Raw genomic sequence first — 22,903 nt, forward strand, 5'->3', positions numbered from 1 at the left:
GGCCAGTTCGTGATCGCCTGTCAGGCCCCCTAACACCCGTACCGCTTCACACCATCCACAAAGCGGTATTCGCCGTGCCGGTCGGTGAAGCAGATACTGCCGTCCGTATTCTCTGCGGGTATCGTGTTCGCTTTCCTCGGTTTCGGATTCCTGAACTGCCACGGCGGCGTCGGTTCTGCCATAGCCCACAGGCCGGCACGACGCTGCCTTGCCATCGCCTCCAGGCCCGGCAGGGTGAGGTCCTGGTTGGTCTTCGGCGTGACCCATGCCATGCCGCGTTCGACCTGCGAGCGATTGGCCTCGACCCCATCACAAATGACGACCGCCACCGTGCGCCCGCGATGGTCGATGGCCTGTTCCTTGTAGCTGGCTTCCTTGCCGAAGCAGAGTTCGATCAGCGACTGCTTCGCCTGATCGCCGAATTGCTGTGCCTTCTCGGGCGCATCGATATTGGCGAGCCTGATCTTGAGGGGTTGCTGGCCAACGAGGAGTGTGAGGTTGTCGCCGTCGGCCACGCCGATCACCTTGTGTGCATGCGCCGGCACGAGGGGCAGCAGCGCGAAAAGAAAAGCCAGGAGTTTCATGCAGAAGATTGTAAAAAGAAAACCCGGTGCCGCGTGTAACCGCCTGTTTCAGTCGCGTGTCGCGAACGGCAGAGGGAGGCTGACATGATGCCTCAAAAACAGGCCGATGGGCCACTCGCACGGCGCATCGCGCGACCTGCGTGGTGGAGAACAGACATTCCCTGGTCCGGTCCGCAAGAGACTGCTGTCCTGTAGCACGCATGCCTGCGCTGCCTCAAGCCGCCTCGCGCCGGCTGCAGGATGATGGAACAAGCGCAGCTTTCCGAAAAGGAGGATTGCCATGTCATCCCCGATGTCACCCCCGATGTCATCTCTTTACGCATTGCCCTTCCGTTTGCGTGCGTTCATGCTTGCCCTCTGCCTGTCGACTCCTACCATCGCGCTCCCGGCGCCATCGCAAATGCAGACCAGCGAGGCGGGGAACACCTACATCAGCGGCAGCGACCTCGCGATCACGACGCCGGTGGCAGCGGACCTTTTCGCGGCCGGCGGACGCGTGCGCGTGGAGCGCGATGTCGGCGCGGACGCGGCGCTGGCCGGCGGATCAGTGACCGTGCGCGGACCGGTGCATCAGGACCTGCGCGTCGCAGGCGGCAGTGTCGATGTCGAAGGCAATACCGATGGTGATCTTGTTGCGGCGGGCGGCAATGTGCGCGTCAGCGATGCGGCGCGGGTGGCAGGTTCGGCCTGGCTGGCGGGAGGCGATGTCACGCTGGCCGGCCGCGTAGAAAAAAGCGCGAGGATTTATGCGAGCAACATCACTGTCTCGGGCGACATCGGCGGTGACGCTCACTTGTACGGCCAGCAGATCCGGCTGATGCCCGGTGCGAAAATCCGCGGCAATCTTGTCTATGCCAGCCCCAACGAGCTAGCGCGAGATCCCGCAGCACAAGTGCTGGGAAGCGTCACGCGCGAGGCGACGCCGCCAGGCTGGAGCAAGGCTGAAGGTCGGCACCGGGGCGTATCGTGGTTCCATCCCTTCTTCGTGCTGAGCATGCTGCTGGCGGGCGTGCTGCTGTACGCGGTGTTCCCCAATGCGGCGCTCGGCCCACAGCGCGCCATCCGACAGTACCCCCTGCGCAGCCTGCTGCTCGGCCTCGCACTGGTGTTCACGGTTCCTCCGGTGGCGATCCTGTTCATGGTCACGGTGATCGGCATTCCGATCGGCTTCGCACTGCTGTTGCTGTATCCCTTGAGCCTGATGCTCGGTTACCTGGCAACGGCCTTCCTGATCGGCGGCGAAGTCGCCACCGTCGCAAAGCAGCCCGAGCCGGTGAGCGTGAAGAAAGTCGCACTGTTCCTCGCGCTGGCGCTGATCGTGCTGAGCATCGCCGCTGCAATTCCCTTCATCGGCGGCCTCGTCATGATCGCCGCCGTCGTGTTCGGCCTCGGCGGCTGGGCCATCTGGATCAGGACGACGGTGAATGGTGGCCGGACTGCTTCACATTAACAAAAAAGCGTTTGTCCACGGAAAACACGGAACGCACGGAAAAATCAAGAACCATTTCCGTGCTTTCCGTGTTTTCCGTGGACAGGATTCATTACTACCTGAATCACCTCGCCAGCCGGCGGCGCAACTCGCGTTCGGTCGCAAAGTTGAAGCCGGTTTCGGTATTGACCAGGATGAGGTTGGCGCAGCCGGGGGAGAAGAACCAGGCGGTGTCGTCGATCGCCACCCATGCTTCTGCCTCGCGGCCGGCTTCGTGCAGCCAGCGCAGGATTTCCGCTTCGCGCACATACTCGTGCTTCAGGCAGCTGCAGACCGGCGTGACATCGATGATGCGCTCGCCGATGTCGGGTGCGAACATGGCTCGCAGTTCCTCCAGCGCATGCGCTTCGCGCCATGTGCTGGAGATGACGATATCGACTTCGCCGTAATCGCGCATCACCCGCTCGAACTCGCGGCGCAGGCTGAATGCGCCGTCAGGACGATGGAAGGGATGCAGCACGCCGTCAAAATCGAGGAACACGATCATGGCATCACCTGTTCCTTGCCACTGCAAATGCTCAGGCGGCGACCGCCACCTTGTCTTCCTTGGGCGCCGAGCTACGGATCAGGTGGTCGAATGCGCTCAACGCTGCCTTCGAGCCTTCGCCCATTGCGATGATGATCTGCTTATAAGGCGTGGTGGTGGCGTCGCCGGCCGCGAACACGCCGGGCACGGAGGTACGGCCATGCGCATCGACTTCGATTTCGCCGCGGTTGCTCAGCGCAACCGTGCCCTTGAGCCAGTCGGTGTTCGGCAACAGGCCGATCTGCACGAAGATGCCCTCCAGTTCGAGATGGTGCGCAGCGCCGCTCGTCCGATCCGTGTAGCGCAGGCCGTTCACCTTGTTGCCGTCGCCGGTCACTTCGGTGGTCTGCGCGCTGGTGATCACGGTGACGTTCGGCAGGCTGAACAGCTTGCGTTGCAGGACCGCATCCGCGCGCAGCTTGTTGTCGAATTCGAGCAGCGTGACATGCGCCGTGATGCCCGCCAGGTCGATCGCCGCTTCCACACCCGAATTGCCGCCGCCGATCACCGCCACGCGCTTGCCCTTGAACAGCGGGCCGTCGCAGTGCGGGCAGTAGGCCACGCCGCGGTTGCGGTATTCCTTTTCGCCGGGCACGTTCATCTCGCGCCAGCGCGCGCCGGTGGCGAGCACCACGGTCTTCGCCTTGAGGCTGGCGCCGCCGGCCAGTTTGACTTCGATAGTGTCGCCGGGCACCAATGCCTCGGCGCGCTGCAGGTTCATCACATCGACCTCGTAGGAGCGGACGTGCTGTTCCAGCGCCGCCGCAAGTTTCGGGCCTTCGGTTTCCTTCACCGAGATGAAGTTCTCGATGCCCAGCGTGTCCAGCACCTGCCCGCCGAAACGCTCCGTGACGACGCCGGTACGGATGCCCTTGCGCGCCGAGTAAATGGCTGCTGCCGCGCCCGCTGGCCCGCCGCCGACGATCAGCATGTCGAACACCTCCTTCTGCGCGATCTTCGCCGCTTCGCGCTGCGCCGCGCCGGTATCGAGTTTCGCGATGATCTCTTCCAGGCTCATGCGACCCTGGCCGAAGCTTTCGCCGTTGAGGAAGACCGTCGGCACGGCCATGATCTGGCGCGCGTTCACTTCGTCCTGGAACAGTGCGCCGTCGATCATGGTGTGGCGGATGTTCGGATTGACCACGGCCATCAGGTTCAGTGCCTGCACGACGTCGGGGCAGTTCTGGCAGGACAGCGAGATGTAGGTTTCGAACACGTACTCACCCGGCAGGTTACGAATATGCTCCAGCACCTCGGGTTCGGCCTTCGGCGGATGGCCGCCGACTTGCAGCAGCGCCAGCACCAGCGAAGTGAATTCATGCCCCATAGGGATGCCGGCGAAGCGGATGCCCATGTTCGAGCCGACGCGATTGAGCGAGAAGGAAGGCGTGTGTTCATCGCCGCCGCGCTGCTCGCTGAGCGTGATGTGCGGGGACAGGTTGGCGATGTCGTTCAGGAGCGAGGACATTTCATGCGAGCTTTCGCTGCTGTCCAGCGAGGCGACGATCTCGATAGGATGAACGAGCTTCTCGAGGTAAGCCTTCAATTGGGTTTTGAGGTTGTTGTCCAGCATGATGGTTCCCTTGTGAGGATGACAGAATGTCGGGATGTTGAGATGTGCAGGTCCACTTCCGGATCAGGCTCGCGCCGGCGGATCGAAGAGGATGATCGGGGAGTGGTGCTGCGGACGCGGAGCGCGTCGGAAAGGCGCGCCGCCCGCAGGCAGCGCGCCGGGATGATTTAGATCTTGCCGACGAGGTCCAGCGACGGAGCCAGGGTCTTCGCGCCCGGGGTCCACTTGGCCGGGCAGACTTCGCCCGGATGCGACGCGACGTACTGGGCAGCCTGCACCTTGCGCAGCAGTTCCTTGGCGTCGCGGCCGATGCCGTTGTCATGGATTTCGCACAGCTTGATCTGGCCTTCCGGATTGATCACGAAGGTGCCGCGCAACGCCAGGCCTTCTTCTTCGATCATCACGTCGAAGTTGCGGGTGATGGCGCCGGTCGGGTCGCCGATCATCGGATACTTGATCTTGCGGATGGTGTCGGAAGTGTCATGCCACGCCTTGTGCGTGAAGTGGGTGTCGGTGGACACGGCATAGATTTCCACGCCCAGCGACTTGAAGGTGTCGTAGTTGTCGGCCAGGTCGCCCAGCTCGGTGGGGCAGACGAAGGTGAAGTCGGCCGGGTAGAAGAACACAATGGACCACTTGCCTTTCAGGTCGGCTTCGGTGACCGGCGTGAACTTGCCGTTCTGGAATGCGGTGGCGCTGAAGGGTTTGACTTGTGTATTGATCAGAGACATGGATGCTCCCGTGTTGGTGTTGGTTGAAGAAAAACGCGATGAGTGAATCATAGTGCGAACCTATGAAAACGTAAAATCGATAGTTCAGATCGATACCATAGGTTAAATCTATTGCTTTTGCGTCATGCCGCCGCACTGGCGGATACCGGCTTGCGGCCTGGGTTTCGGCTGGAGAACCGGCCTGAGACAAGGGCACGTGGGCGCTCACTTCCGGCCGCGGCGGTCCAGCTTCCTGCGTTCGACCAGGTCCCAGCCGATTTCCTTGCGGATCTGCTCCGGATCGTGCAGCGGCGAGCGGGCATTCTGGCGGCGTTCGATCTGCCGCCGCTCCAGGTACTCCCTGACTCTTTCCTTGGCTTGCTTGGGCTGTTCCATTGCGGATATCGGTCGGGTAGGGCGGGAGCGCGGGACGCACCTACAGATTAGGAATTTCGCCGTTGCGAGGATTGACGCCACACAAAGGACGGCAGGGAAATCTTCCGCGCAGGGCCGCGATCTTCGCCTAAGATGACAAGATCATTCAGAAAGCATTCCTATGCAAAGATTCCGCATCCAGAACGAATTCGGTCAACCGCAGGAACTCGTCGGCGAAGAAATTGCCGTGCCCGGCTATGAGGAACTGCAGTTCATCCTGCATTCCTGGCTGTACGATAACCATGGCGGCTGGGCGATCACCGAGCGCACTTCGGGCAAGCGCATCACCTGCGGCCCGGCGGGCACCGAGCACGCAGCGCGCGAGCAGCTTGAGCGGCAACTCGGCATCCACGGCAAGGAAGCCTTGCTGCGCGTGCTGGGCAAGGGCGAACTGTCGGACTGAGCATGAGCGATCCCTGGAACCTGCAGCGTTTCGTCGATGCGCAGGAATCGGCCTACGCAGCGGCATGCGCGGAACTGCGCGCCGGCCGCAAGCGCAGCCACTGGATGTGGTTTATCTTTCCGCAGATCGAAGGACTGGGGCACAGCCCGATGGCGCAGCGGTATGCGATTTCTTCGCTGCAGGAGGCGAAAGCCTATCTCGCGCATCCGGTGCTCGGAGCGCGCCTGCGCGAATGTGCGCGCATCGTGGCCGGGCTCGAAGGGCACACGGTGGAGGAGATTTTCGGCTATCCGGACGACATGAAGTTCCGCTCGTCGATGACTCTCTTTGCGCAGGCGGCGGACGACAATGAGGTGTTCAACGCCTGCCTGCAGAAGTATTTCGCAGGGGAGCCGGATCCGGCGACGCTGGCGCGATTGTGAGCCCCGCGGGCTATGCGCCGCGATCCTCGACCACACCGAGCGGCAGCGCCACCTCTTCCAGCGGTCGGCACTCGGCGTCCACCGCATATCGCAAGGCAAGAAGGCCGGCCACCACGACGAGGACGGCGCCGATGCCGTATCCCACTGTCACCGAGCCGCGGCTGCCGGTGTCGATCAGCATCCCGAACAGCAGCGGCGCAGCGAATCCGCCGGCACCTGTTCCCACCGCATAAAACACCGAGATGGCAACGGCGCGTATCTCCAGCGGAAACACTTCACTCACCGTGAGGTAGGCGGAACTGGCGGCCGCCGAGGCGAGAAAGAACACCGCCGACCAGCACAGCGCCTGGCTGCGCGCGTCGAGCCAGCCGAGCATGAAGGCCCAGCCGGTCAGGCCGAGCCCGATGCCCGACAGCACATAGGTCAGCGCAATCATCCTGCGCCGGCCGATGCGGTCGAACAGCGGGCCAAGCAGCACAGGACCGAGCACGTTGCCCAGCGCGAAAGGAAAGATGTACAGCGCGACCAGGCTATCGGGCACATGATAAAAACGCGTCAGCACCAGCGCATAGGTGAAGAAGATCGCGTTGTAAAAGAAGGCCTGTGACACCATCAGCGCGAATGCCACCGCGCTGCGTTCGCGGTACTGGCGCAGCAGGATGTGCGCGACGTGCCGCAGCGAGGGTTCGGCGCGGCGCAGGAACTGGAGACTGCCGCCGGCCGGAGCGAGGCGGCCGTGTTCCTTTTCGATCTCGGCCTCGATCCGCTCGACGATGCGCTGCGCTTCCTGTTCTCGCCCATGCGCGAGCAGCCAGCGCGGGCTTTCGGGCACGCCGCGCCGCACGAGGAAGATCGCCACCGCGAGCACTGCGCCGAGCACGAAGCCGGCGCGCCATCCCATGACCGGGCCGAGCACGCGCGGATCGAGCAGCAGCAGCGAGATGCCGGCGCCCAGCGCGGCGCCGATCCAGAAGCTGCCGTTGATCGCGAGGTTGACGCGGCCACGCACGCGCGCGGGAATCAGTTCATCGATGGCGGAGTTGATGGCGGCGTATTCGCCGCCGATGCCGAGGCCGGTGGCGAAGCGGCACAGCGCGAAGAAAGTGAAGCCGGTCGAGAATCCGGTGGCAAGCGTGGCGCACATGTACACGGCCAGCGTGACGAGGAAGAGCTTCTTGCGGCCGAGCCGATCGGCAAGGCGTCCGAACAGCAGCGCGCCGAACACAGCGCCGGCGATGTAGAGCGAGCCCGACCAGCCGATCTGCGACGCGCTGAGGCCGAGCGTGTCGCTGCGTTCGAGCACACCGCCGATGGAACCCACCAGCGTGACTTCGAGTCCGTCCAGGATCCAGGCAATGCCGAGCGCGATGACGACGCGCCAGTGCCAGCGCGACCAGGGCAGGCGGTCGAGACGTGCGTGAATATTGCTGGTGATTAAGCTCATGCGTCTTGTCCTTGCGTATCATGCAGGCGAGCAGACATGCAGACGAGGCCAGCCGGATTGGTGACAGTCGTGGCTTGCCCGCCAACCATCAAGGCGTAAACTGAAGCATTCGACCGATTTCCCTTCCTCATGACAACCCACTCCTCATCCCCGGATTTCCCTCCGGCCATCCCCGAATCTGACGACGGCATGGCGCCCGAGTTGCACGCGCAGGCGCTCGGTGCCGAACTGGTCAAGCTGGAAGGGCGGGTATTCCTGCGCTTTGCGGGCGCCGCAGAGGCAGGCGGCTTGCATGTGCCCTACAGCCTGGTGCCTAGCCAGGGCGTGCTGGCCAAGCCCGGCAAGTGGCGCAAGATGGCTCCGCAGGAACAAGTGCAGCTGATCACGGAACGCGCGCATGCCGGCGTGAAGGAGGAATTGCATCGCGAAGTGCTGGCCTTCGTCGCAGGGATCTACATGCGAGCCGACGACTTCGGGCTCGATGCGATGACCTTCCTGCGCGCGCTGGCCAGCCGCGACAACGCCGATCCGGCGGAGTACGTCTTCGATCGCATCGAGCAGCGCCTGCTGCATGCGATCGAGCGGCAGCAGGAAGAGCGGCATGCGACGCTGACCAAGGAGAGCATCAACCTGGCGGAGTATCCGGCGTCGTTCGAGCTCGCCTGTCGTATGCCGCGTCGCTTCATCGCCTTGCTCGGCCCGACCAATTCGGGCAAGACGCATCATGCGATGGAAGCGCTGGCCAAGGCGAAGAGCGGGGTGTACCTCGCGCCGCTACGTCTGCTGGCGCTGGAGAATTACGAGCGGCTGCTGGAAGCAAGGCCGCACGGGCAGGAACTGAGGGTCAGCCTGGTGACCGGCGAGGAGCGCCGCATCGTGGAGGGGGCGACGCATGTTGCAAGCACGGTGGAGATGCTCGACACCAGCACGCGCGTCGAGGTGGCGGTGATCGATGAAATCCAGATGCTGGGCGATAAGGATCGCGGCGCCGCATGGACTGCCGCTGTGTGCGGCGCGCCGGCATCGGTGGTCTACCTGGTCGGCGCACTGGAAGCGCGGCGCGCGGTGGAAGCGCTCGCGGAGCGTCTTGAATGTCCGCTCGAAGTGCATGTGCTCAAGCGCAAGGGACCGCTGTCGATGGAGGCGGGGCCGGTGCGCAAGCTGCGCAATTTGCGGCGCGGCGATGCCGTGATCGCGTTCTCGCGGCGCGATGTGCTGATGTGGCGCGACATGATCACCGAACAGGGCCATGCGGTGGCGACCGTCTACGGCAATCTCTCGCCGGAAGTGCGGCGCGCGCAGGCAGCGCGTTTCCGCAACGGCGAAGCGGATATCGTGGTCGGCACCGATGCGATCGCGATGGGCCTGAACCTGCCGATCGAGCGCGTCGTGATGACCACCTCGGTGAAATTCAACGGCTATGAGGAAGAAGAAGTGCCTGCCTCGCTGGCGCGCCAGATCGCCGGCCGTGCGGGCCGCTTCGGCGTGCACGAGGAAGGCTTCGTCGCCGGCTACGACGATGACACGCACCACGTGATGCGCGCACTGCTGAAGGAGAAGATTCCGCCCGTCGCAGCCGCCGGCTTTTCCGTCGCGCCGACGCTGGAACATCTGCACCGGATCGCAGCGGTGACGGGCGAACAGTCGCTGACGAAATTGTTCAAGCGCTTCGTGCATAACATCGATGTTCCGGACGGCTTCTTCTTCCCGCGCATCACCGAGGACCAGACCGAACGCGCGCTGTGGCTGGACACCTTGCAGCTGTCGGTCGCGGACAAGTTCACGCTATCGCTGGTGCCGGTGTCATCGCGCGTGCCGTCGCTGCACATCGCGTGGCAGGACTGGGCGCGCGCGCTGGCGAAACGGAAGGTGTTTGCGCTGCATCGCGCATCCAGCCCGGCCTTGTCACGACATAACTTGCAGGAAGTGGAGGATGTCTGCCGCATGTATTCCGCCTATGCCTGGCTCAGCTACCGCTGCCCCGAGTTTTTCCCGAGCGGCGAACTGGCGCAGGAACTGGCACGCGAAGCATCGGATCGGGTGGACAGCATTCTGCACGCGCAGAATTCGGCGGCACGCAAGCGGCGACGGCAGTTTGGCTAAGTATTTCTTCCAGATAAAAACGTAGCGCGCGCCGCGTACCGTGATGTCGGCAGCAAGAGCACTCGCCTCGCTGCCTCGGCGCACATTTCAAGTTCGGGCCTGTCCGCCATTGTGTCGCGGCCCCGATCAGTTCTATACATCCATCAAAGTGTGGCAAACACCTTTCACGCAGAATGCGTTGATGCGTGCGATGCCCATTGAGCAAATCTTTCCCGGCGGCTTCCTGCGCAGGTTCTCCCCATGAAGATTTCGCCACCTTGAATTTCGCAACCTCAACCATGTCTTTGACAAGCTACTGGCACCAGCTGCGACAAGGCTTATCGCAGAAAGCGAAAGATTCTCCCATCCTGCATAGGGGCAACCCCATGATCAATCCTCAGGAGGTCATCGAAAAATATTCGATCAAGGACCTGTGCGAGTCTGCCGACGATTACTACAAGTCAATCGCCAATCCGTGGCCGCAAATGGCAAAGCCGTTTTCGTCGGTGGTGGAAGCACCCGAGTTGCTCATCAACATGGGGCAACTTTTATCCGGGCTGAAATTGGGCAAGACCATGCGGGTCCTGGAATTCGGTGCGGGAGCATGCTGGTTCTCGCGCTTTCTCAGCCAGATGCAATGCGCGACCGTGGCCTGCGATACCTCTGCCACGGCAATCGGCATAGGAAAACGCCTGTTCCATGAATATCCGATCATCGGTGACTATGTGGCCGCGCCCGAATTCCTGGTGTTTGATGGCCACCGCATCGACTTGCCGGACGAATCGGTCGACCGCATCATCTGTTTCGATACATTCCATCACATCCCGAACCAGGAAGAAGTGCTGGCCGAGTTCTTCCGCGTTCTCAGGGACGGCGGCATCGCGGGGTTTAGCGAACCGGGCAGGTATCATTCCCGCAGCCCGCAATCGCAGTATGAGATGGCAAATTTCAAGGTATTGGAGAACGATGTCGATCTCGACGGCATTTTCAAGCTTGCCAACAGGATCGGGTTTGAGCAGTGCCAGGCCACGATCGTGAATGCCGGCAAGACCGTCTTTTTCATCCATAAGGGCGTGGCCATGCCCGACAGCCGCGGGCATGAAGGGCTTGCCTATGCGATGAAGGCAGAACGGACAAGCTACAAGGTCGGGAGAAGCGAGCAACTTGTGATCGACGTCGATATCCTGAATAGCGGCGGGGCAAAATGGCTTTGCAAGAACTTCGGTGATTTAGGTGTCGTCAAGCTCGGTGCCCATCTTTACGATGCGAACCGGAATCTGCTCAACCTGGATTTCGCAAGAAGCTGCTTCGCGCGCGATGTGCTTCCAGGCGAATCGGTGTCCAATGCGATCACGGTGACATTTCCGCATGCCGGAAAATTCTACCTGTCGCTTGACCTTGTTTCCGAATCGATTTGCTGGTTCGAGAACGTCGGTGCCACTCCCGCTCAGATCGAGGTCACGGTGCAATAGCGCGCCACGCCTTGTGTCACATCTTGATGCGGAAGGTCTTGCCGATCACGTCCACCGCATCCTGGCTGTCCCATTGCTTGGCGCCGTAGAACTTCGCGAGCACGCGGCCCTGCGCGTCCACCAGCACGGTCAGCGGAATCATGTCGGCGCCCAGCATGTTCTCCATGAAAAGTTCGCTGTCGATGTAGTGGCTGAATCCGGTCTTCGCCTGGTTGAGGAAGGCCAGTGCGCGGTCGCGGTAATCGTCGGTGGAGATACCGATCACATTGAACTTCTTGCCACCATAGCGCCGCGCGAGGCGATCCAGCGAGCCCATTTCCGCGCGACAGGGTCCGCACCAGCTGGCCCAGACGTTGATGATCAGCGGCTTGCCTCGGTAGGACGACAGTTTTTTCGCCGGACCGGACAGGCCCTGCATTTGCGCTTCGCGCAGCGCAGAGCCGATTTCGACTTCACCGGGGGTCTTGCCGAAGGCGGGCAGCGTGAGGCACAGGTGGCACACCAGGCAGAGCAGTATCGAAGGGAGGATGCGTTTCATGCCCCGAGTGTATCGTTGCCTCTCAGCAAAATAAAGCATCGACATCAAACTTCGGCACGATCGTTGCAAGAAGGATATTTGTTGAGATTTCACGCGATGCCTTGTGTGCAAGCTGTCAGACTGATGACATGCCCGGCTGCATCGGGGCGATCGCTGACGAATGGAATGCACGATGAATACGGATTATGTTGTCATCACTCTCCACCTGCTGGGCGCGCTTTGCGCGGGCGGCATCATTGGGCTCGAACGCAGCTACCACGGCCGGCCGGCCGGCTTTCGCACACATGCCCTGGTGTGCGTTGCTTCGGCGCTGCTCATGCTGGTGATGCTGTACCAGTGGAAATGGCTGCCCGGCGCGCCAAGCGATACCATCCGCACGGATCCGACGCGCATGGCGCAGGGCATCATGACCGGCATCGGTTTCCTCGGTGCCGGCGTGATCTTCAAGGAAGGCCTGAGCGTGCGCGGCCTGACCACCGCGGCGTCGATCTGGATCACTGCGGCCATCGGCATCCTGATCGGCGTCGGTTTTTACTATCCAGCGATCCTTTCCACCGCGCTGACCTTCGGCATCCTGTCCTTCTTCCGTCGCATCGAGGCCCGGATGCCCTCGCAACTGTATGCGCATCACGCCTTGCGTTTCGAGCGCGACCAGGTTCTTTCCGAGGAGGAGGTGAGAAAAATCATCGCGAGCCACGGCTTCAACATCGCCAACATGAACTACCGCGTCACCGAGGACGGGCAATATTTCGAATACCGCATGGTCATCCGCACCGCCGACGCGCGCAACATGGCGCTGCTGGCCAAGTACCTCGTGTCGCAAAAGCAGGTCCGCTCCTTCCAGATTTCGCCGACGGGCGACTGAGCCAGGCCGGGCGTGGATGACATGCAGAAATGATGTCAGTTCACCATTGCAGGCCCGCCCCTTCCATGCAACATTGAATCATCCGTTTGTCTCGCTCCGGGGTGACCGACCATGAACATCGACGAACTGAATGCGCTGGCGCGCGCCATCGTGTCGCAACAGAAGGGCATCCTCGCTGCCGATGAGAGCGGACCGACCATCAAGAAGCGTTTCGATGCGATCAGCCTGGCATCCACCGAAGAAAACCGGCGGCGCTACCGCGAGATCCTGTTCACGACCGATGGCGTCGAGCAGTATCTCGGCGGCGTGATCCTGTATGAAGAAACCCTGCGCCAGTCGTCAAAGGATGGCGTTCCGTTTCCCGAACTGCTTGCACGCCGCAGCATCATTCCCGGCATCAAGGTCGACAAGGGCACCAAGCCGCTCGCCCTGCATCCGGGCGAAAAGATCACCGAGGGGCTGGACGGCCTGCGCGAGCGCCTGACCGAGTACCAGCAGATGGGCGCAAAGTTCGCGAAGTGGCGCGCAGTCATCGAGATCGACGAGCGCGACATCCCGACACGATCCGGCGTCCGCGCGAACATGCATGCGCTGGCACGTTATGCCGCGCTGTGCCAGGAACTCGGCATCGTGCCGATCGTCGAGCCGGAGGTGCTGATGGATGGCGCGCACGGCATCACGCGCTGCGAGGAAGTGACTTCACGTGTGCTCGGCGCACTGTTCGACGAACTGGATGCGCAGCACGTCGCGTTCGAAGGCATGCTGCTCAAGCCCAACATGGTCATCCCCGGCATGAAGTGTCCGCAACAGGCGAACGTGCAGCAGGTCGCCGATGCGACCCTGCGCTGCCTCCGGCGCTACGTACCCGCCGCCGTTCCCGGAATCGTTTTCCTCTCGGGAGGACAGAGCGCCGAAGACGCCACTGACCACCTCAACGCCATGAACCGCACCGGCCCCCACCCCTGGCAACTCAGCTTCTCCTACGGCCGCGCCCTGCAAGCCCCCGTCATCGCCACATGGCAAGGCCAGGAAAACCAGTCCGGCAAGGCGCAGCAAGCCTTCTTCCTGCGCTGCCGCCTGAACGGCCTCGCACGCGAAGGAAAGTACGAGCGGAGCATGGAGAAGGACGCGGAGTAGATTTTTGTCCACGGAAAACACAGAAAACACGGAAAGAAAACGTTCGTGTCTTTCGTGTTCTTCGTGGACAAACAAAATGCTCGGCGCATAGCCTTACGCCGTTTGATACTGCCGCCTCACAAAACCCCTTGTCCACGAAAAACACGAAAAGAAAATTTCCGTGCTTTCCGTGTTTTCCGTGGACAAAAATCTAGCGCGCTATGTTCTTCACCTTCGGGACCGGGTAATAGCGGAGGCGGAAGGCGTCGGGCATGCCGGAGCCGAGCAGGGGGCGCAGGTAGAGACGGAAGGCGTCGGTGATGTCGGTGCCGCTTTCGGTGATGAATTCGTCGTCCATAATGCGCGTCTGGCCGGCGACGACTTCGAGGTCCAGCAACTCGTAATCGACCGAGTAGAAGCCGGTGCGGTTGATGGATACCGAACCGTCGCGGCTGCCCCACATGGCGTACTGCACCGCTTTTTCACCGACCTCGCGCGCCTCGCGCTGGTCCACGTCGGACACGCATCCGATGAAGGAGCGCTGCAGGTAGCCGAAGGTATCGCCGCGTACACGCTTGATCTTCAGCTTCGACTTGATTTCATTGCAGAGCAGGTCGGCCAGCGCACCGCTGCCGGAGAGCTGCACGTTGCCATGCGCATCGCGCTCCACTTCCTTGGCGAGCAGGGTCGCAATCGGCGTGCCGCTGAGGTCGTGAATGCCTTCGGAGACTGCGACCACGCAGCGGCCGTAGCGATCGTAGATGCGCTTCACGTCCGCCAGGAACTTGTCGATGCTGAACGTGCGCTCGGGCAGGTAGATCAGGTGTGGTCCGTCGTCGGGGAATTTCTTGCCGAGTGCGGAGGCAGCCGTGAGGAAGCCTGCGTGGCGGCCCATCACGACGCCGACATAGACGCCGGGCAGGGCGGCGTTGTCCAGGTTGGCACCGGCGAAGGCCTGCGCAACGAAGCGCGCCGCGGACGGAAAGCCGGGCGTGTGATCGTTGCCGACGAGGTCGTTGTCGATGGTCTTCGGAATGTGGATGCTGCGCAGCGGATAACCGGCCTTCTGCGCTTCCTGGCTGACGATGTGCACCGTGTCGGCCGAGTCGTTGCCGCCGATGTAGAAAAACTGTTCGATCTGGTGCGCCTGCAGCACCTTGAAGATCTCCTGGCAGTACTTCACGTCCGGCTTGTCGCGCGTGGAGCCGAGGGCGGAAGCAGGTGTATTGGCGACCAGTTCGAGGTTGTGGCTGGTCTCCTGCGTCAGGTCGAGGAAGTCTTCATCGACGATGCCGCGCACGCCGTGGCGCGCGCCGTAGACCAGCTCGACATTGCGGAAGCGGCGCGCTTCGAGGACAACGCCGACCAGCGACTGGTTGATCACCGCGGTCGGGCCGCCGCCCTGTGCGACCAGGATTTTTCCGGAAGGCATGGCATTCCTCCTCTGTCCAGCGTTGTCAGGCGTGACTCGCGCCCTATATCCGGATTTTACCGTGGCGGCACGCCTGGGGACACCATGCAAAGGGAAAATCTGTGATTGCGCTTGAGAAGGATCAGTTTATTGGTCCGTTGCCGCTGATTGCCGCTGATTGCCTCTCAAGGCGTCTCATCGCATCTCATTGCCGCATCAATGCTGCGCGACCGACCCGCGCCACGCGCCGGACTCGCGACCGCGGCCCTCGAGCATTTCCTTGAAGTGCGTCAGGTTCGCCTTCGTCTGCATCTTCACCAGGCCGAGCGTATCGCCGATCTTCTCATCCATGCTCTCCGGCTCGTAATCCATCTGCAGCATGATGCGCGTCTTGCCGTTCGAGAGTTTGTGGAAGGTGACCACGCCCGCATTCCTCGGGCCGCTCATGCTGCGCCAGGCGATGCGCTTGTCGGGAATCTGCTCGGTGATTTCGGCATCCCACTCACGCTCCTTGCCGGCCACCTCCGCGCGCCAATGCAGGTGCGTGTCGTCAACCTGGCGCACTTCCTTGACGCTGCTCATGAATTTCGGGAAGTCCTCGAATTGCGTCCACTGGTTGTAGGCGGTGCTGACGGGCACATCGACATCGATGGATTCCTTGGTGGAGGAGCCGCGCTCCATGCCACGCTTTTTCGTGAATTGTTTCGAGAGGATAACTCCGCCCACGGCAAGCGCGGCGATGGTAACGATCCTGTTCATGTTCATGGTGTGCATCTCCTTTCGTGCAAGGGTGCCTGGAGCCGGTGAAGCGAAAGCGCCGGCGCAGACCGTCATTCACTGACAACGGCAATCGTCATTAAGTTCGTGACAGCGGCGGCGCCGGATGGAACCAGGAAAGGAACTCTGTGCGCGCACAGGTTTCATACAAGACGATTGCCATTGCGGTTCCATCAATCCGCCGAAGAGCGCCCTTGCCCCTCCAGACACGCAGCACGCCGGCTTTCCCCGTCACCTCACATCAACTTCCGCATGCCGGGCCGCAACGACGCTTTTCGCAAGGCATGAACAAGGAGATGCATCATGGCTTCAACTTCAGGAAATGATTCCAGGCACGACACACATCAGCCCGAAGACACCGCGCCGGCTGACCTGCGCGACACCGTGGTCGGCGTCTATGACGACTACGCTGATGCGGAAGGAGCGCTGCAGGCGCTGACTGCCGCCGGCTTCGCGCGCGAGGCGATTCACATCGCCTCGGAAAACGCATCGGAAGCGGCGCAGCCGGCGATGGTGAGCACCGGCCATCAGCATGGCGCAGCGGGTATCACCAATTTCTTCCGTTCGCTGTTCGGTATCGACAACGAGGCGCATCACGAGGTGTATGCCGAATCGGTGCGGCGTGGCAGTTATGTGCTGACGATCGATACGCAGAACGACGAAGAGATCGATCGCGCAACGCACATCATGGGCCGTTTCAATCCGCTCGATATCGACGAGCTTTCCAGCGCATGGCGGCAGCAGGGATGGTCCGGGCAGGAAGATATCGGGACAGGGTCCACGGCGTCGGCGACATCGGAAACCTCGCGCATTCCCGTCATTGAAGAGGAACTCACGGTCGGCAAGCGTGAAGTGCAGCGTGGCGGCGTGCGGGTGTTCCGGCGCGTCAGCGAAAAGCCGGTGCATGAATCGGTGCAGCTGCGCGAAGAACATGTGAAGGTCGAACGCCATGCCGTCGACAAGCCGGCCAGCGAAGCCGATCTTGGCGCGTTCAAGGAGGGTTCAGTCGAGATGCGCGAGATGGCGGAAGAGCCTGTGGTGGCCAAGACCGCGCACGTGGTCGAGGAAGTGGTGGTCAACAAGGAAGTGACGCAGAAGACCGAAGAGATCAACGATACCGTGCGCAGGACGGATGTGGACGTCGAGCAGATCGGTGCGTCCGGCGTCGATGCATGGCGACACCACTGGCAGGATGCCTACGGTCGGTCCGGCGGGCGTTACGAGGACTACGATGCCGCGTATCGCTATGGCTCCGCCATGGCCGGCACCGAACGTTTCAGGAACTATCGCTGGGAAGATGCGGAACCGGACCTGCGCAGCGACTGGGAACGGCAGCATCCGGAAAGCGCGTGGGACAAGGTGAAGGATGCGGTGCGCTACGGCGCCGAAAGCACACATCACTGAACGGCAGGCAGGGCGGGCATTTCTAGCTTGCCTGCCCTGATCATTGCCTGTGCCGCTATTGTTTCGTCGCGGTGATGACCTGGAAGTTTCCGAAGAAGCAGGTGCTGCGTTCGCAGGTCCATTGGCCCGTTTCTTCGAGGTAGCTGACAGGATCGTGCGTATCCCACAGCGCGAGGCCGAGCGGCTCGAATACCTTGAAGTACGTCCAGCTCAGGGCGCGCAGCACGCGCAGGCTGGGGCGATGGAATTCGGCAAGGAAGAGCTTGCCGCCAGGGGCGAGCAGGCGGCCAGCCTCGTTCAAGGCTTGTCCCTTCAGGTGATGCGGCAGTTCGTGCAGCAGGAAGAAGATGACGTTGGCATCGACCACGCCGTCGCGCTGCTGCATGTTGGTCGCGTTGTCGCGGATGAATTCCACCTTGTCGCCAAAGCGGGCCAGCTTGGCCCTGGCATGGTCGAGTTCATTGGGAATGATGTCCGCAATGAGCACACGCTCGGCGCCAGCCTGCAGCGCTGCCTTCACCACGCGCGGCATGACATTGCCGAACGCGCAGGACGTGATCAGCAGTTTCTTGTTGCGCAGGTCCATCCGCCTGATCTCACCGACGATCTTCGACACCAGGCGGCGATACTGGAACAGCAGGATGGCCGAGATGACCGGCTGGAAATCGACGGCCCTGATGAGCCGCATGTCGGAGTAGACGGGGTACACATGCGAGGTTTCGTTCTGCCAGGCGGGAACAAACCCGCGCACGATCAGGGCACCTCGCGTGAAGACAAAGAAAAACACGCCGGTCAGGCACAGCACAGCGAACAGGGCAAAGGCCCCATTGATCATCCAGGCATTCATGGCACCTCCTTCAGATATGGACCAGATACTGCTTCCTTCATTGATCCGCGCGGCATGCCGTGTGGGCCCGGGAAGCGTTCATATGCTGTAATGCAAGAGTGATGCCATGTTTCAATGGTCGTACGAAACATGGCAGCGCGGCCGGAAAGCGGGCTCTGGCGCGTGGTGTGGTGCGTGCAATGGGGGAAACCGGAATGACGAGAAGCCGGAAATGCCAGCTTTTTTCCCGAAAATGAAAAGGATTTTTTCCGGCAATCGGGACTGAGGTTGCGTCAGGGCGCTGTTATGGATGCGAGGGGCTGTGGTTTGCCTGAACGGCGTCCTCTGCCCTGGCTATTCCCCGATGATCTTGACCAGCACGCGCTTCCTGCGCATGCCGTCGAACTCGCCGTAGAAGATCTGCTCCCACGGACCGAAATCGAGTTTCCCCTTGGTGATCGCCACCACCACTTCACGGCCCATCACCTGGCGCTTGATGTGCGCATCGGCATTGTCTTCGCCGGTGTCGTTGTGGCGGTACTGCCCGATCGGCTCGTGCGGCGCGAGCTTTTCCAGCCAGGCCTCGAAGTCATGATGCAGGCCGGGTTCATCGTCATTGATGAAGACCGATGCCGAGATGTGCATCGCGTTCACCAGCACCAGCCCTTCCTGGACGCCGCTTTCGGCGAGCGCCGCTTCCACTTGCGACGTGATGTTGATGAAGGCGCGCCGCGTCGACGTGTTGAACCAGAGTTCCTTGCGATGGCTTTTCATGTCGGTTCTCCTGCAACTTGATCACGCAGCGCGGATGCGGATGATGCTTGCCTGCGTTTCGATGGCACGCGCCCGCAGCTGCCCGCAGCCGCCATCCACGTCCTGCGCCGCCGAATCGCGCAGCTTGGCGAGGATGCCGCGACGATGCAGGATGCGCACCATTTCCCGCGCGCGCTCCACCTCCGGGCGGCGGAACGGCAGGTCGGGCACGGCGTTGTAGGGGATAAGATTGAGCACGCCATACCTGCCTTTGAACAGTTCCACGATGCCCTCGATTTCGTCGTCGCCGTCGTTGATGCCGTCCAGCAGCGTCCATTGGTATTGCACCGGGTAAGCGGTGACGCGGCCGTATTCTTCCGCGAGGTCGACCAGTTGCTGCGGCGTGAGGCGCGGCGCGTGCGGCAACAGCCGTTCGCGCAATGCGGCCTTGGTGGTGTGCAGCGACAGGGCGAGCGCCGGCTTGACTGTGCCTTGGCCGAGGCGTTCGAACACACGCAAGTCGCCGACCGTCGAGAACACCAGGCTCTTGTGGCCGATATTGGCTTCCGTGCCGAGCAACTCGATGGCATCCATCACATTGCCGAAGTTGTGCGAAGGCTCGCCCATGCCCATGAAGACGACTTTCTTCACCGCGCGCTGAGTGCGCGCGAGCGCCACCTGCGCGACGATCTCGCCGCTGGTGAGCTGACGAATCAATCCGCTGCGCCCGGTCATGCAGAACTGGCAGCCGACCGCGCAGCCGACCTGGGTGGACACGCACAGCCCGCCGCGCGGCAGCAGCACGCTCTCGACCGTCTGACCATCGTTGAGGCCAACCAGCAGGCGCGCCGAACCTTCCTCTTCCGTCGGATGCGAGGCTACCAGTCGCGCGATGCCGCGCAGTTCGGCATCGACTTGCGGCAACGCGTCGCGCAGGGCGAGCGGCAGGTAATCCTTCGCGCGCCGCCGCCCCTGGTCGTGCGAGCGGCCTTGCAACCAGTCCCGCAGCACGCGTTGCTCGTGTTCGGGTTTGGCGCCGAGCGCGCGCAAGCGTTGACGGATGGATTCGATTTGCATGGAGGCGGAGGCATTGGTGCGGACCGGGGGATTGTAAGCCGGGGAAGGGCGTTTTTCCAGCAAGGCAGGAGCCGATGCCAATCGGGCAAGGCCGGCGGATGCCGGGCTTGCCCGATGGTGTCGATCAGGAGGCAGGCGCTTCAGAGGTGCACATAGCCGTCCGTGACGGAGTTGACGAGCACGCCGTCGACATAGACGGAGACGGGCTCGCCGTCGGGCGAAGTCAGCAATCCATTGGTGGATGTTCGCTGGAACGGCAGTTTCATCCTGCCGCCGTGCACATCGCTCATCGCGTCGTGGCTCAGTTGGTGTGTCTCGGGCAGGTCCTTGATGGTCAGGGCTTTCATGGCAAATCTCCTTCGGTTGGCAAGTTGGAACGGTGCGGCGCATTGTTGCGCTCGCGCAGACACTTGCAGGGAGCATGCCATGCGTCCGACGCGTGGAAAATCGCCTGAATACGGGACAAAACACGGTTCTTGGGGAGAAAAGTGTCTGGCTTGATCCAACACATTGGCAGGCAAGCGTTTTCTGCACACCAACACATCGACGCTTCAACCGATCGGATTCAACGTCTGTTCCTGCGCCTCACCGATCGCTTCGCGCACCGCGTCGTCCACCGTTTCCAGCCACACGAAACGCAGCTTCTTGCGCGCCTCTTCGGGAATTTCCTCGAGCTCTTTTTCGTTGCGAGCCGGTAGCATGACGGTGGTGATGCCCGCACGCAAGGCGGCCAGAACCTTTTCCTTGATGCCGCCGACCGGCAGCACCAGGCCGCGAAGGCTGATCTCGCCGGTCATCGCGCGATCGTGGCGCACCGGGCGGTTCATCATGAGCGAGGCGAGCGCGATGAACATGGCGACGCCGGCGCTGGGGCCGTCCTTGGGAATGGCGCCGGCGGGGACATGCACATGGATATCGCTTTTCTCGAATATGTCGGGCGCGAGCTGCAAGGACTCGGAGCGCGCCTTGACCAGCGTGAGTGCGGCCTGTGCACTTTCCTTCATCACGTCACCGAGCTGACCGGTGAGAATGAGCCGGCCATTGCCGGGCGTGCGGCTGGCTTCGATGAAGAGGATGTCGCCGCCCACCGGCGTCCATGCGAGGCCGGTGGCGACACCCGGCATGCTGGTGCGCATGGCAAGTTCGCTCTCGAAACGCTTCGGCCCGAGGATGCCGCGCAGGTCGGCGGCATCGATGTGCACCTGCTGCGCGCTGCCGTTGGCGACGCGCATGGCGGCATGGCGGAACACGCTGCCGATCTCGCGCTCGAGGTTGCGCACCCCGGCTTCACGCGTGTAGTCGTGGATGATGGCGCGGATCGCTTCATCGGTGATGTCGCACTGCTGTTGCGTCAGACCGTTGGCTTCCAGTTGCCGCCGCACCAGGTAGCGGCGCGCAATCTGCGCCTTTTCCTCTTCGGTGTAGCCGGGCAGCGAAATGACTTCCATGCGGTCGCGCAAGGGGCCGGGAATGGTGTCGAGCATGTTGGCGGTGCAGATGAACATCACGCGCGACAGGTCGAAGGGCACGCCGAGATAGGCGTCGCGGAATGTCGCATTCTGTTCGGGGTCGAGCACTTCCAGCAATGCGGCGGCAGGGTCGCCGTGCACGCCGGCGCCGAGCTTGTCGATCTCGTCGAGCATCATCACGCAGTTGCGCGAACCGGCCTTGCGCAGCGCCTGGATGATGTTGCCCGGCAGTGCGCCGATGTAGGTGCGACGATGCCCACGGATCTCCGCTTCGTCATGCACCCCGCCCAGGCTGACGCGCACGAACTTGCGCCCGGTGGCCTTCGCGATGCTTTGCCCGAGCGAGGTCTTGCCGACGCCGGGCGGGCCGACGAAGCACAGGATCGGGCTCTTGCCTTGCGGGTTCAGCTTGCGCACGGCAAGGTATTCGAGGATGCGGCGCTTGATCTTCTCCAGGCCGAAGTGGTCTTCGTCGAGCGTGCGGGCGGCCTCGTCAAGCTCGATCCTGTCTTCGGTCATGACGGACCATGGCAGCTCGGACAGCCATTCGAGATAGGTGCGCAGCATCGAATATTCGGCCGCCGCTTCCGGCATCTTCTCCAGCCGCCGCAGCTCCTTCTGCGCATGCGTCTCCACCTCGGGCGTCAGCTTTGCCTTGGCGATCGCCTCGGCCAGGTCCTGCACTTCGGGATTGGTTTCTTCGGTTTCGCCGAGTTCCTGCTGGATCGTCTTCAGCTGTTCGCGCAGCATGAATTCGCGCTGGCGTTCGTCGATGCGCTCCTTGGTCTCCTTGCCGATCTTCTGCGACAGGCGCAGCACTTCAATGCGATGCACCAGAAGATTCAGCACCTTGTCGAGCCTCTGCGGCAGGTCGATGGTTTCGAGGATGTCCTGCTTTTCCTGGACGGCGAGATCCATCAGGCCGGCGACGAAATCCGCGTAGGCCGACGCCGAGGTGATGCTCTGCGCCGTGGCGACCACGTCCTTCGATACCTGCGGCAGCATGCCGAGGATTTCCGTGGAGCGCTGCTTGAGCTGCAGCAGCCGTGCCTGCACTTCCGCCGTGTTCTCGTCCTGCTCGGCGAAGATGTGCACGCGCGCGACGTAGAACGGGTAACCCTGCAGGAATTCGATCACGCGAAAGCGCTGGTTGCCCTGGCAGACAATGTAATGATCATCGTTCTGCGTGACGTAGCGCAGTACGCTGGCCGTCGTGCCGACCTGGTACAGGTCTTCCGGCTGCGGCACGTCAGCTTCGGCATGGCGTTGCAGGAGGACGCCAACCGGGCGCTCGTTGCGCGCTGCCTCCTGCGCGGCGGCGATCGTCTTCTCGCGTCCGATGTTGATCGGCACCACGAGGCCGGGAAACAGCACGAGATTGCGCACCGGCACGATGATCATGGCATCGTCCGGCAGGCTGCGCTGCTGGTGTGCGGCAGGCTGCGTCGCTTCGATGATCGCCGCATTGTCGTCGTGCGAAGGGACGTGCTGGCGCGAGTCTTGTTCAGCGTTCCGGATCATGATGGA

General features: G+C 62.3%; 22 protein-coding genes. 8 read left to right on the forward strand and 14 right to left on the reverse strand.

Features of this window, described 5'->3' with window-relative positions:
* Positions 1-29: 29 nt before the first annotated feature.
* Positions 30-584 (reverse strand): thermonuclease family protein, encoded by a 555-nt coding sequence (locus tag VJ698_RS19680; protein WP_324104504.1) that lies wholly within the window; start codon positions 582-584, stop codon positions 30-32.
* A gap of 280 nt (positions 585-864) precedes the next feature.
* On the opposite strand from VJ698_RS19680, the gene VJ698_RS19685 reads away from it, so the two are divergent.
* Positions 865-2,034, forward strand: coding sequence for a polymer-forming cytoskeletal protein (locus VJ698_RS19685; RefSeq protein WP_324104505.1), 1,170 nt, complete (start codon positions 865-867; stop codon positions 2,032-2,034).
* Positions 2,035-2,137: 103 nt separating this feature from the next.
* On the opposite strand, the gene VJ698_RS19690 is transcribed toward VJ698_RS19685, so the two are convergent.
* The 4 genes from VJ698_RS19690 to VJ698_RS19705 all read right to left on the reverse strand — a co-directional run bounded on the left by VJ698_RS19690 (position 2,138) and on the right by VJ698_RS19705 (position 5,278).
* Positions 2,138-2,560 (reverse strand): HAD domain-containing protein, encoded by a 423-nt coding sequence (locus VJ698_RS19690; RefSeq protein WP_324104506.1) that lies wholly within the window; start codon positions 2,558-2,560, stop codon positions 2,138-2,140.
* Positions 2,561-2,591: 31 nt separating this feature from the next.
* Positions 2,592-4,172: an alkyl hydroperoxide reductase subunit F gene (ahpF, locus tag VJ698_RS19695; RefSeq protein ID WP_324104507.1), complete on the reverse strand. Its 1,581-nt coding sequence runs from the start codon at positions 4,170-4,172 to the stop codon at positions 2,592-2,594.
* Between the two features lie 167 nt (positions 4,173-4,339).
* Positions 4,340-4,903 (reverse strand): alkyl hydroperoxide reductase subunit C, encoded by a 564-nt coding sequence (ahpC, locus tag VJ698_RS19700; protein ID WP_324104508.1) that lies wholly within the window; start codon positions 4,901-4,903, stop codon positions 4,340-4,342.
* Positions 4,904-5,107: 204 nt separating this feature from the next.
* Positions 5,108-5,278 (reverse strand): hypothetical protein, encoded by a 171-nt coding sequence (locus VJ698_RS19705; RefSeq protein ID WP_324104509.1) that lies wholly within the window; start codon positions 5,276-5,278, stop codon positions 5,108-5,110.
* 160 nt (positions 5,279-5,438) lie between these two features.
* On the opposite strand from VJ698_RS19705, the gene VJ698_RS19710 reads away from it, so the two are divergent.
* Both VJ698_RS19710 and VJ698_RS19715 read left to right on the forward strand, forming a co-directional pair.
* Entirely contained in the window at positions 5,439-5,720 is a 282-nt protein-coding gene (locus VJ698_RS19710; RefSeq protein ID WP_324104510.1) for a hypothetical protein, read from the forward strand.
* Between the two features lie 2 nt (positions 5,721-5,722).
* A complete protein-coding gene (locus VJ698_RS19715) occupies positions 5,723-6,142 on the forward strand; it encodes a DUF1810 domain-containing protein (RefSeq protein ID WP_324104511.1) in 420 nt (139 codons plus the stop codon).
* A gap of 10 nt (positions 6,143-6,152) precedes the next feature.
* Here the strand turns inward: VJ698_RS19715 and VJ698_RS19720 are convergent, their stop codons facing one another.
* The gene (locus tag VJ698_RS19720; protein WP_324104512.1) at positions 6,153-7,586 is read right to left on the reverse strand and encodes an MFS transporter; all 1,434 of its coding nucleotides are present in this window, start codon (positions 7,584-7,586) and stop codon (positions 6,153-6,155) included.
* Between the two features lie 129 nt (positions 7,587-7,715).
* Between VJ698_RS19720 and VJ698_RS19725 the strand changes: the two genes are divergently transcribed.
* Both VJ698_RS19725 and VJ698_RS19730 read left to right on the forward strand, forming a co-directional pair.
* A complete protein-coding gene (locus VJ698_RS19725; RefSeq protein WP_414691186.1) occupies positions 7,716-9,689 on the forward strand; it encodes a helicase-related protein in 1,974 nt (657 codons plus the stop codon).
* Between the two features lie 365 nt (positions 9,690-10,054).
* Entirely contained in the window at positions 10,055-11,140 is a 1,086-nt protein-coding gene (locus tag VJ698_RS19730; protein ID WP_324104513.1) for a class I SAM-dependent methyltransferase, read from the forward strand.
* Positions 11,141-11,156: 16 nt separating this feature from the next.
* On the opposite strand, the gene VJ698_RS19735 is transcribed toward VJ698_RS19730, so the two are convergent.
* Complete coding sequence (locus VJ698_RS19735) at positions 11,157-11,678, reverse strand: TlpA disulfide reductase family protein (protein ID WP_324104514.1); 522 nt, start codon at positions 11,676-11,678, stop codon at positions 11,157-11,159.
* A 172-nt stretch (positions 11,679-11,850) separates the two neighbouring features.
* Here VJ698_RS19735 and VJ698_RS19740 point away from each other — a divergent pair, with 172 nt between their 5' ends.
* Both VJ698_RS19740 and VJ698_RS19745 read left to right on the forward strand, forming a co-directional pair.
* Positions 11,851-12,543, forward strand: coding sequence for an MgtC/SapB family protein (locus tag VJ698_RS19740; RefSeq protein WP_324104515.1), 693 nt, complete (start codon positions 11,851-11,853; stop codon positions 12,541-12,543).
* 111 nt (positions 12,544-12,654) lie between these two features.
* On the forward strand, positions 12,655-13,680 hold the full coding sequence (locus VJ698_RS19745; protein WP_324104516.1) for a class I fructose-bisphosphate aldolase: 1,026 nt from the start codon (positions 12,655-12,657) through the stop codon (positions 13,678-13,680).
* A gap of 190 nt (positions 13,681-13,870) precedes the next feature.
* Here VJ698_RS19745 and VJ698_RS19750 read toward each other — a convergent pair whose 3' ends face one another.
* Positions 13,871-15,091: a 6-phosphofructokinase gene (locus VJ698_RS19750; protein WP_324104517.1), complete on the reverse strand. Its 1,221-nt coding sequence runs from the start codon at positions 15,089-15,091 to the stop codon at positions 13,871-13,873.
* A 195-nt stretch (positions 15,092-15,286) separates the two neighbouring features.
* The gene (locus VJ698_RS19755; protein ID WP_324104518.1) at positions 15,287-15,835 is read right to left on the reverse strand and encodes an SRPBCC family protein; all 549 of its coding nucleotides are present in this window, start codon (positions 15,833-15,835) and stop codon (positions 15,287-15,289) included.
* A gap of 315 nt (positions 15,836-16,150) precedes the next feature.
* On the opposite strand from VJ698_RS19755, the gene VJ698_RS19760 reads away from it, so the two are divergent.
* Entirely contained in the window at positions 16,151-17,251 is a 1,101-nt protein-coding gene (locus VJ698_RS19760) for a YsnF/AvaK domain-containing protein (protein WP_324104519.1), read from the forward strand.
* A 55-nt stretch (positions 17,252-17,306) separates the two neighbouring features.
* On the opposite strand, the gene VJ698_RS19765 is transcribed toward VJ698_RS19760, so the two are convergent.
* The 5 genes from VJ698_RS19765 to lon form a co-directional block, all read right to left on the reverse strand.
* On the reverse strand, positions 17,307-18,098 hold the full coding sequence (locus tag VJ698_RS19765) for a class I SAM-dependent methyltransferase (protein ID WP_324104520.1): 792 nt from the start codon (positions 18,096-18,098) through the stop codon (positions 17,307-17,309).
* A gap of 333 nt (positions 18,099-18,431) precedes the next feature.
* Entirely contained in the window at positions 18,432-18,851 is a 420-nt protein-coding gene (locus VJ698_RS19770; RefSeq protein ID WP_324104521.1) for a secondary thiamine-phosphate synthase enzyme YjbQ, read from the reverse strand.
* Positions 18,852-18,872: 21 nt separating this feature from the next.
* Positions 18,873-19,907 (reverse strand): RNA methyltransferase, encoded by a 1,035-nt coding sequence (locus VJ698_RS19775; RefSeq protein ID WP_324104522.1) that lies wholly within the window; start codon positions 19,905-19,907, stop codon positions 18,873-18,875.
* 140 nt (positions 19,908-20,047) lie between these two features.
* A complete protein-coding gene (locus VJ698_RS19780) occupies positions 20,048-20,254 on the reverse strand; it encodes a hypothetical protein (RefSeq protein WP_324104523.1) in 207 nt (68 codons plus the stop codon).
* A gap of 204 nt (positions 20,255-20,458) precedes the next feature.
* Positions 20,459-22,777 (reverse strand): endopeptidase La, encoded by a 2,319-nt coding sequence (gene lon / locus VJ698_RS19785; RefSeq protein ID WP_324104554.1) that lies wholly within the window; start codon positions 22,775-22,777, stop codon positions 20,459-20,461.
* Positions 22,778-22,903: the final 126 nt, after the last annotated feature.

Origin of the sequence: Noviherbaspirillum sp. (genome assembly GCF_035254685.1) — a bacterium.
Lineage (GTDB): Bacteria > Pseudomonadota > Gammaproteobacteria > Burkholderiales > Burkholderiaceae_D > Noviherbaspirillum.

Coding starts and splice junctions, on each gene's coding strand:
- VJ698_RS19680 (WP_324104504.1), bottom strand. CDS start 584: ATGAAACTCCTGGCTTTTCTTTTCGCGCTGCTGCCCCTCGTGCCGGCG.
- VJ698_RS19685 (WP_324104505.1), top strand. CDS start 865: ATGTCATCCCCGATGTCACCCCCGATGTCATCTCTTTACGCATTGCCC.
- VJ698_RS19690 (WP_324104506.1), bottom strand. CDS start 2,560: ATGATCGTGTTCCTCGATTTTGACGGCGTGCTGCATCCCTTCCATCGT.
- ahpF (WP_324104507.1), bottom strand. CDS start 4,172: ATGCTGGACAACAACCTCAAAACCCAATTGAAGGCTTACCTCGAGAAG.
- ahpC (WP_324104508.1), bottom strand. CDS start 4,903: ATGTCTCTGATCAATACACAAGTCAAACCCTTCAGCGCCACCGCATTC.
- VJ698_RS19705 (WP_324104509.1), bottom strand. CDS start 5,278: ATGGAACAGCCCAAGCAAGCCAAGGAAAGAGTCAGGGAGTACCTGGAG.
- VJ698_RS19710 (WP_324104510.1), top strand. CDS start 5,439: ATGCAAAGATTCCGCATCCAGAACGAATTCGGTCAACCGCAGGAACTC.
- VJ698_RS19715 (WP_324104511.1), top strand. CDS start 5,723: ATGAGCGATCCCTGGAACCTGCAGCGTTTCGTCGATGCGCAGGAATCG.
- VJ698_RS19720 (WP_324104512.1), bottom strand. CDS start 7,586: ATGAGCTTAATCACCAGCAATATTCACGCACGTCTCGACCGCCTGCCC.
- VJ698_RS19725 (WP_414691186.1), top strand. CDS start 7,716: ATGACAACCCACTCCTCATCCCCGGATTTCCCTCCGGCCATCCCCGAA.
- VJ698_RS19730 (WP_324104513.1), top strand. CDS start 10,055: ATGATCAATCCTCAGGAGGTCATCGAAAAATATTCGATCAAGGACCTG.
- VJ698_RS19735 (WP_324104514.1), bottom strand. CDS start 11,678: ATGAAACGCATCCTCCCTTCGATACTGCTCTGCCTGGTGTGCCACCTG.
- VJ698_RS19740 (WP_324104515.1), top strand. CDS start 11,851: ATGAATACGGATTATGTTGTCATCACTCTCCACCTGCTGGGCGCGCTT.
- VJ698_RS19745 (WP_324104516.1), top strand. CDS start 12,655: ATGAACATCGACGAACTGAATGCGCTGGCGCGCGCCATCGTGTCGCAA.
- VJ698_RS19750 (WP_324104517.1), bottom strand. CDS start 15,091: ATGCCTTCCGGAAAAATCCTGGTCGCACAGGGCGGCGGCCCGACCGCG.
- VJ698_RS19755 (WP_324104518.1), bottom strand. CDS start 15,835: ATGAACATGAACAGGATCGTTACCATCGCCGCGCTTGCCGTGGGCGGA.
- VJ698_RS19760 (WP_324104519.1), top strand. CDS start 16,151: ATGGCTTCAACTTCAGGAAATGATTCCAGGCACGACACACATCAGCCC.
- VJ698_RS19765 (WP_324104520.1), bottom strand. CDS start 18,098: ATGAATGCCTGGATGATCAATGGGGCCTTTGCCCTGTTCGCTGTGCTG.
- VJ698_RS19770 (WP_324104521.1), bottom strand. CDS start 18,851: ATGAAAAGCCATCGCAAGGAACTCTGGTTCAACACGTCGACGCGGCGC.
- VJ698_RS19775 (WP_324104522.1), bottom strand. CDS start 19,907: ATGCAAATCGAATCCATCCGTCAACGCTTGCGCGCGCTCGGCGCCAAA.
- VJ698_RS19780 (WP_324104523.1), bottom strand. CDS start 20,254: ATGAAAGCCCTGACCATCAAGGACCTGCCCGAGACACACCAACTGAGC.
- lon (WP_324104554.1), bottom strand. CDS start 22,777: ATGATCATCGTGCCGGTGCGCAATCTCGTGCTGTTTCCCGGCCTCGTG.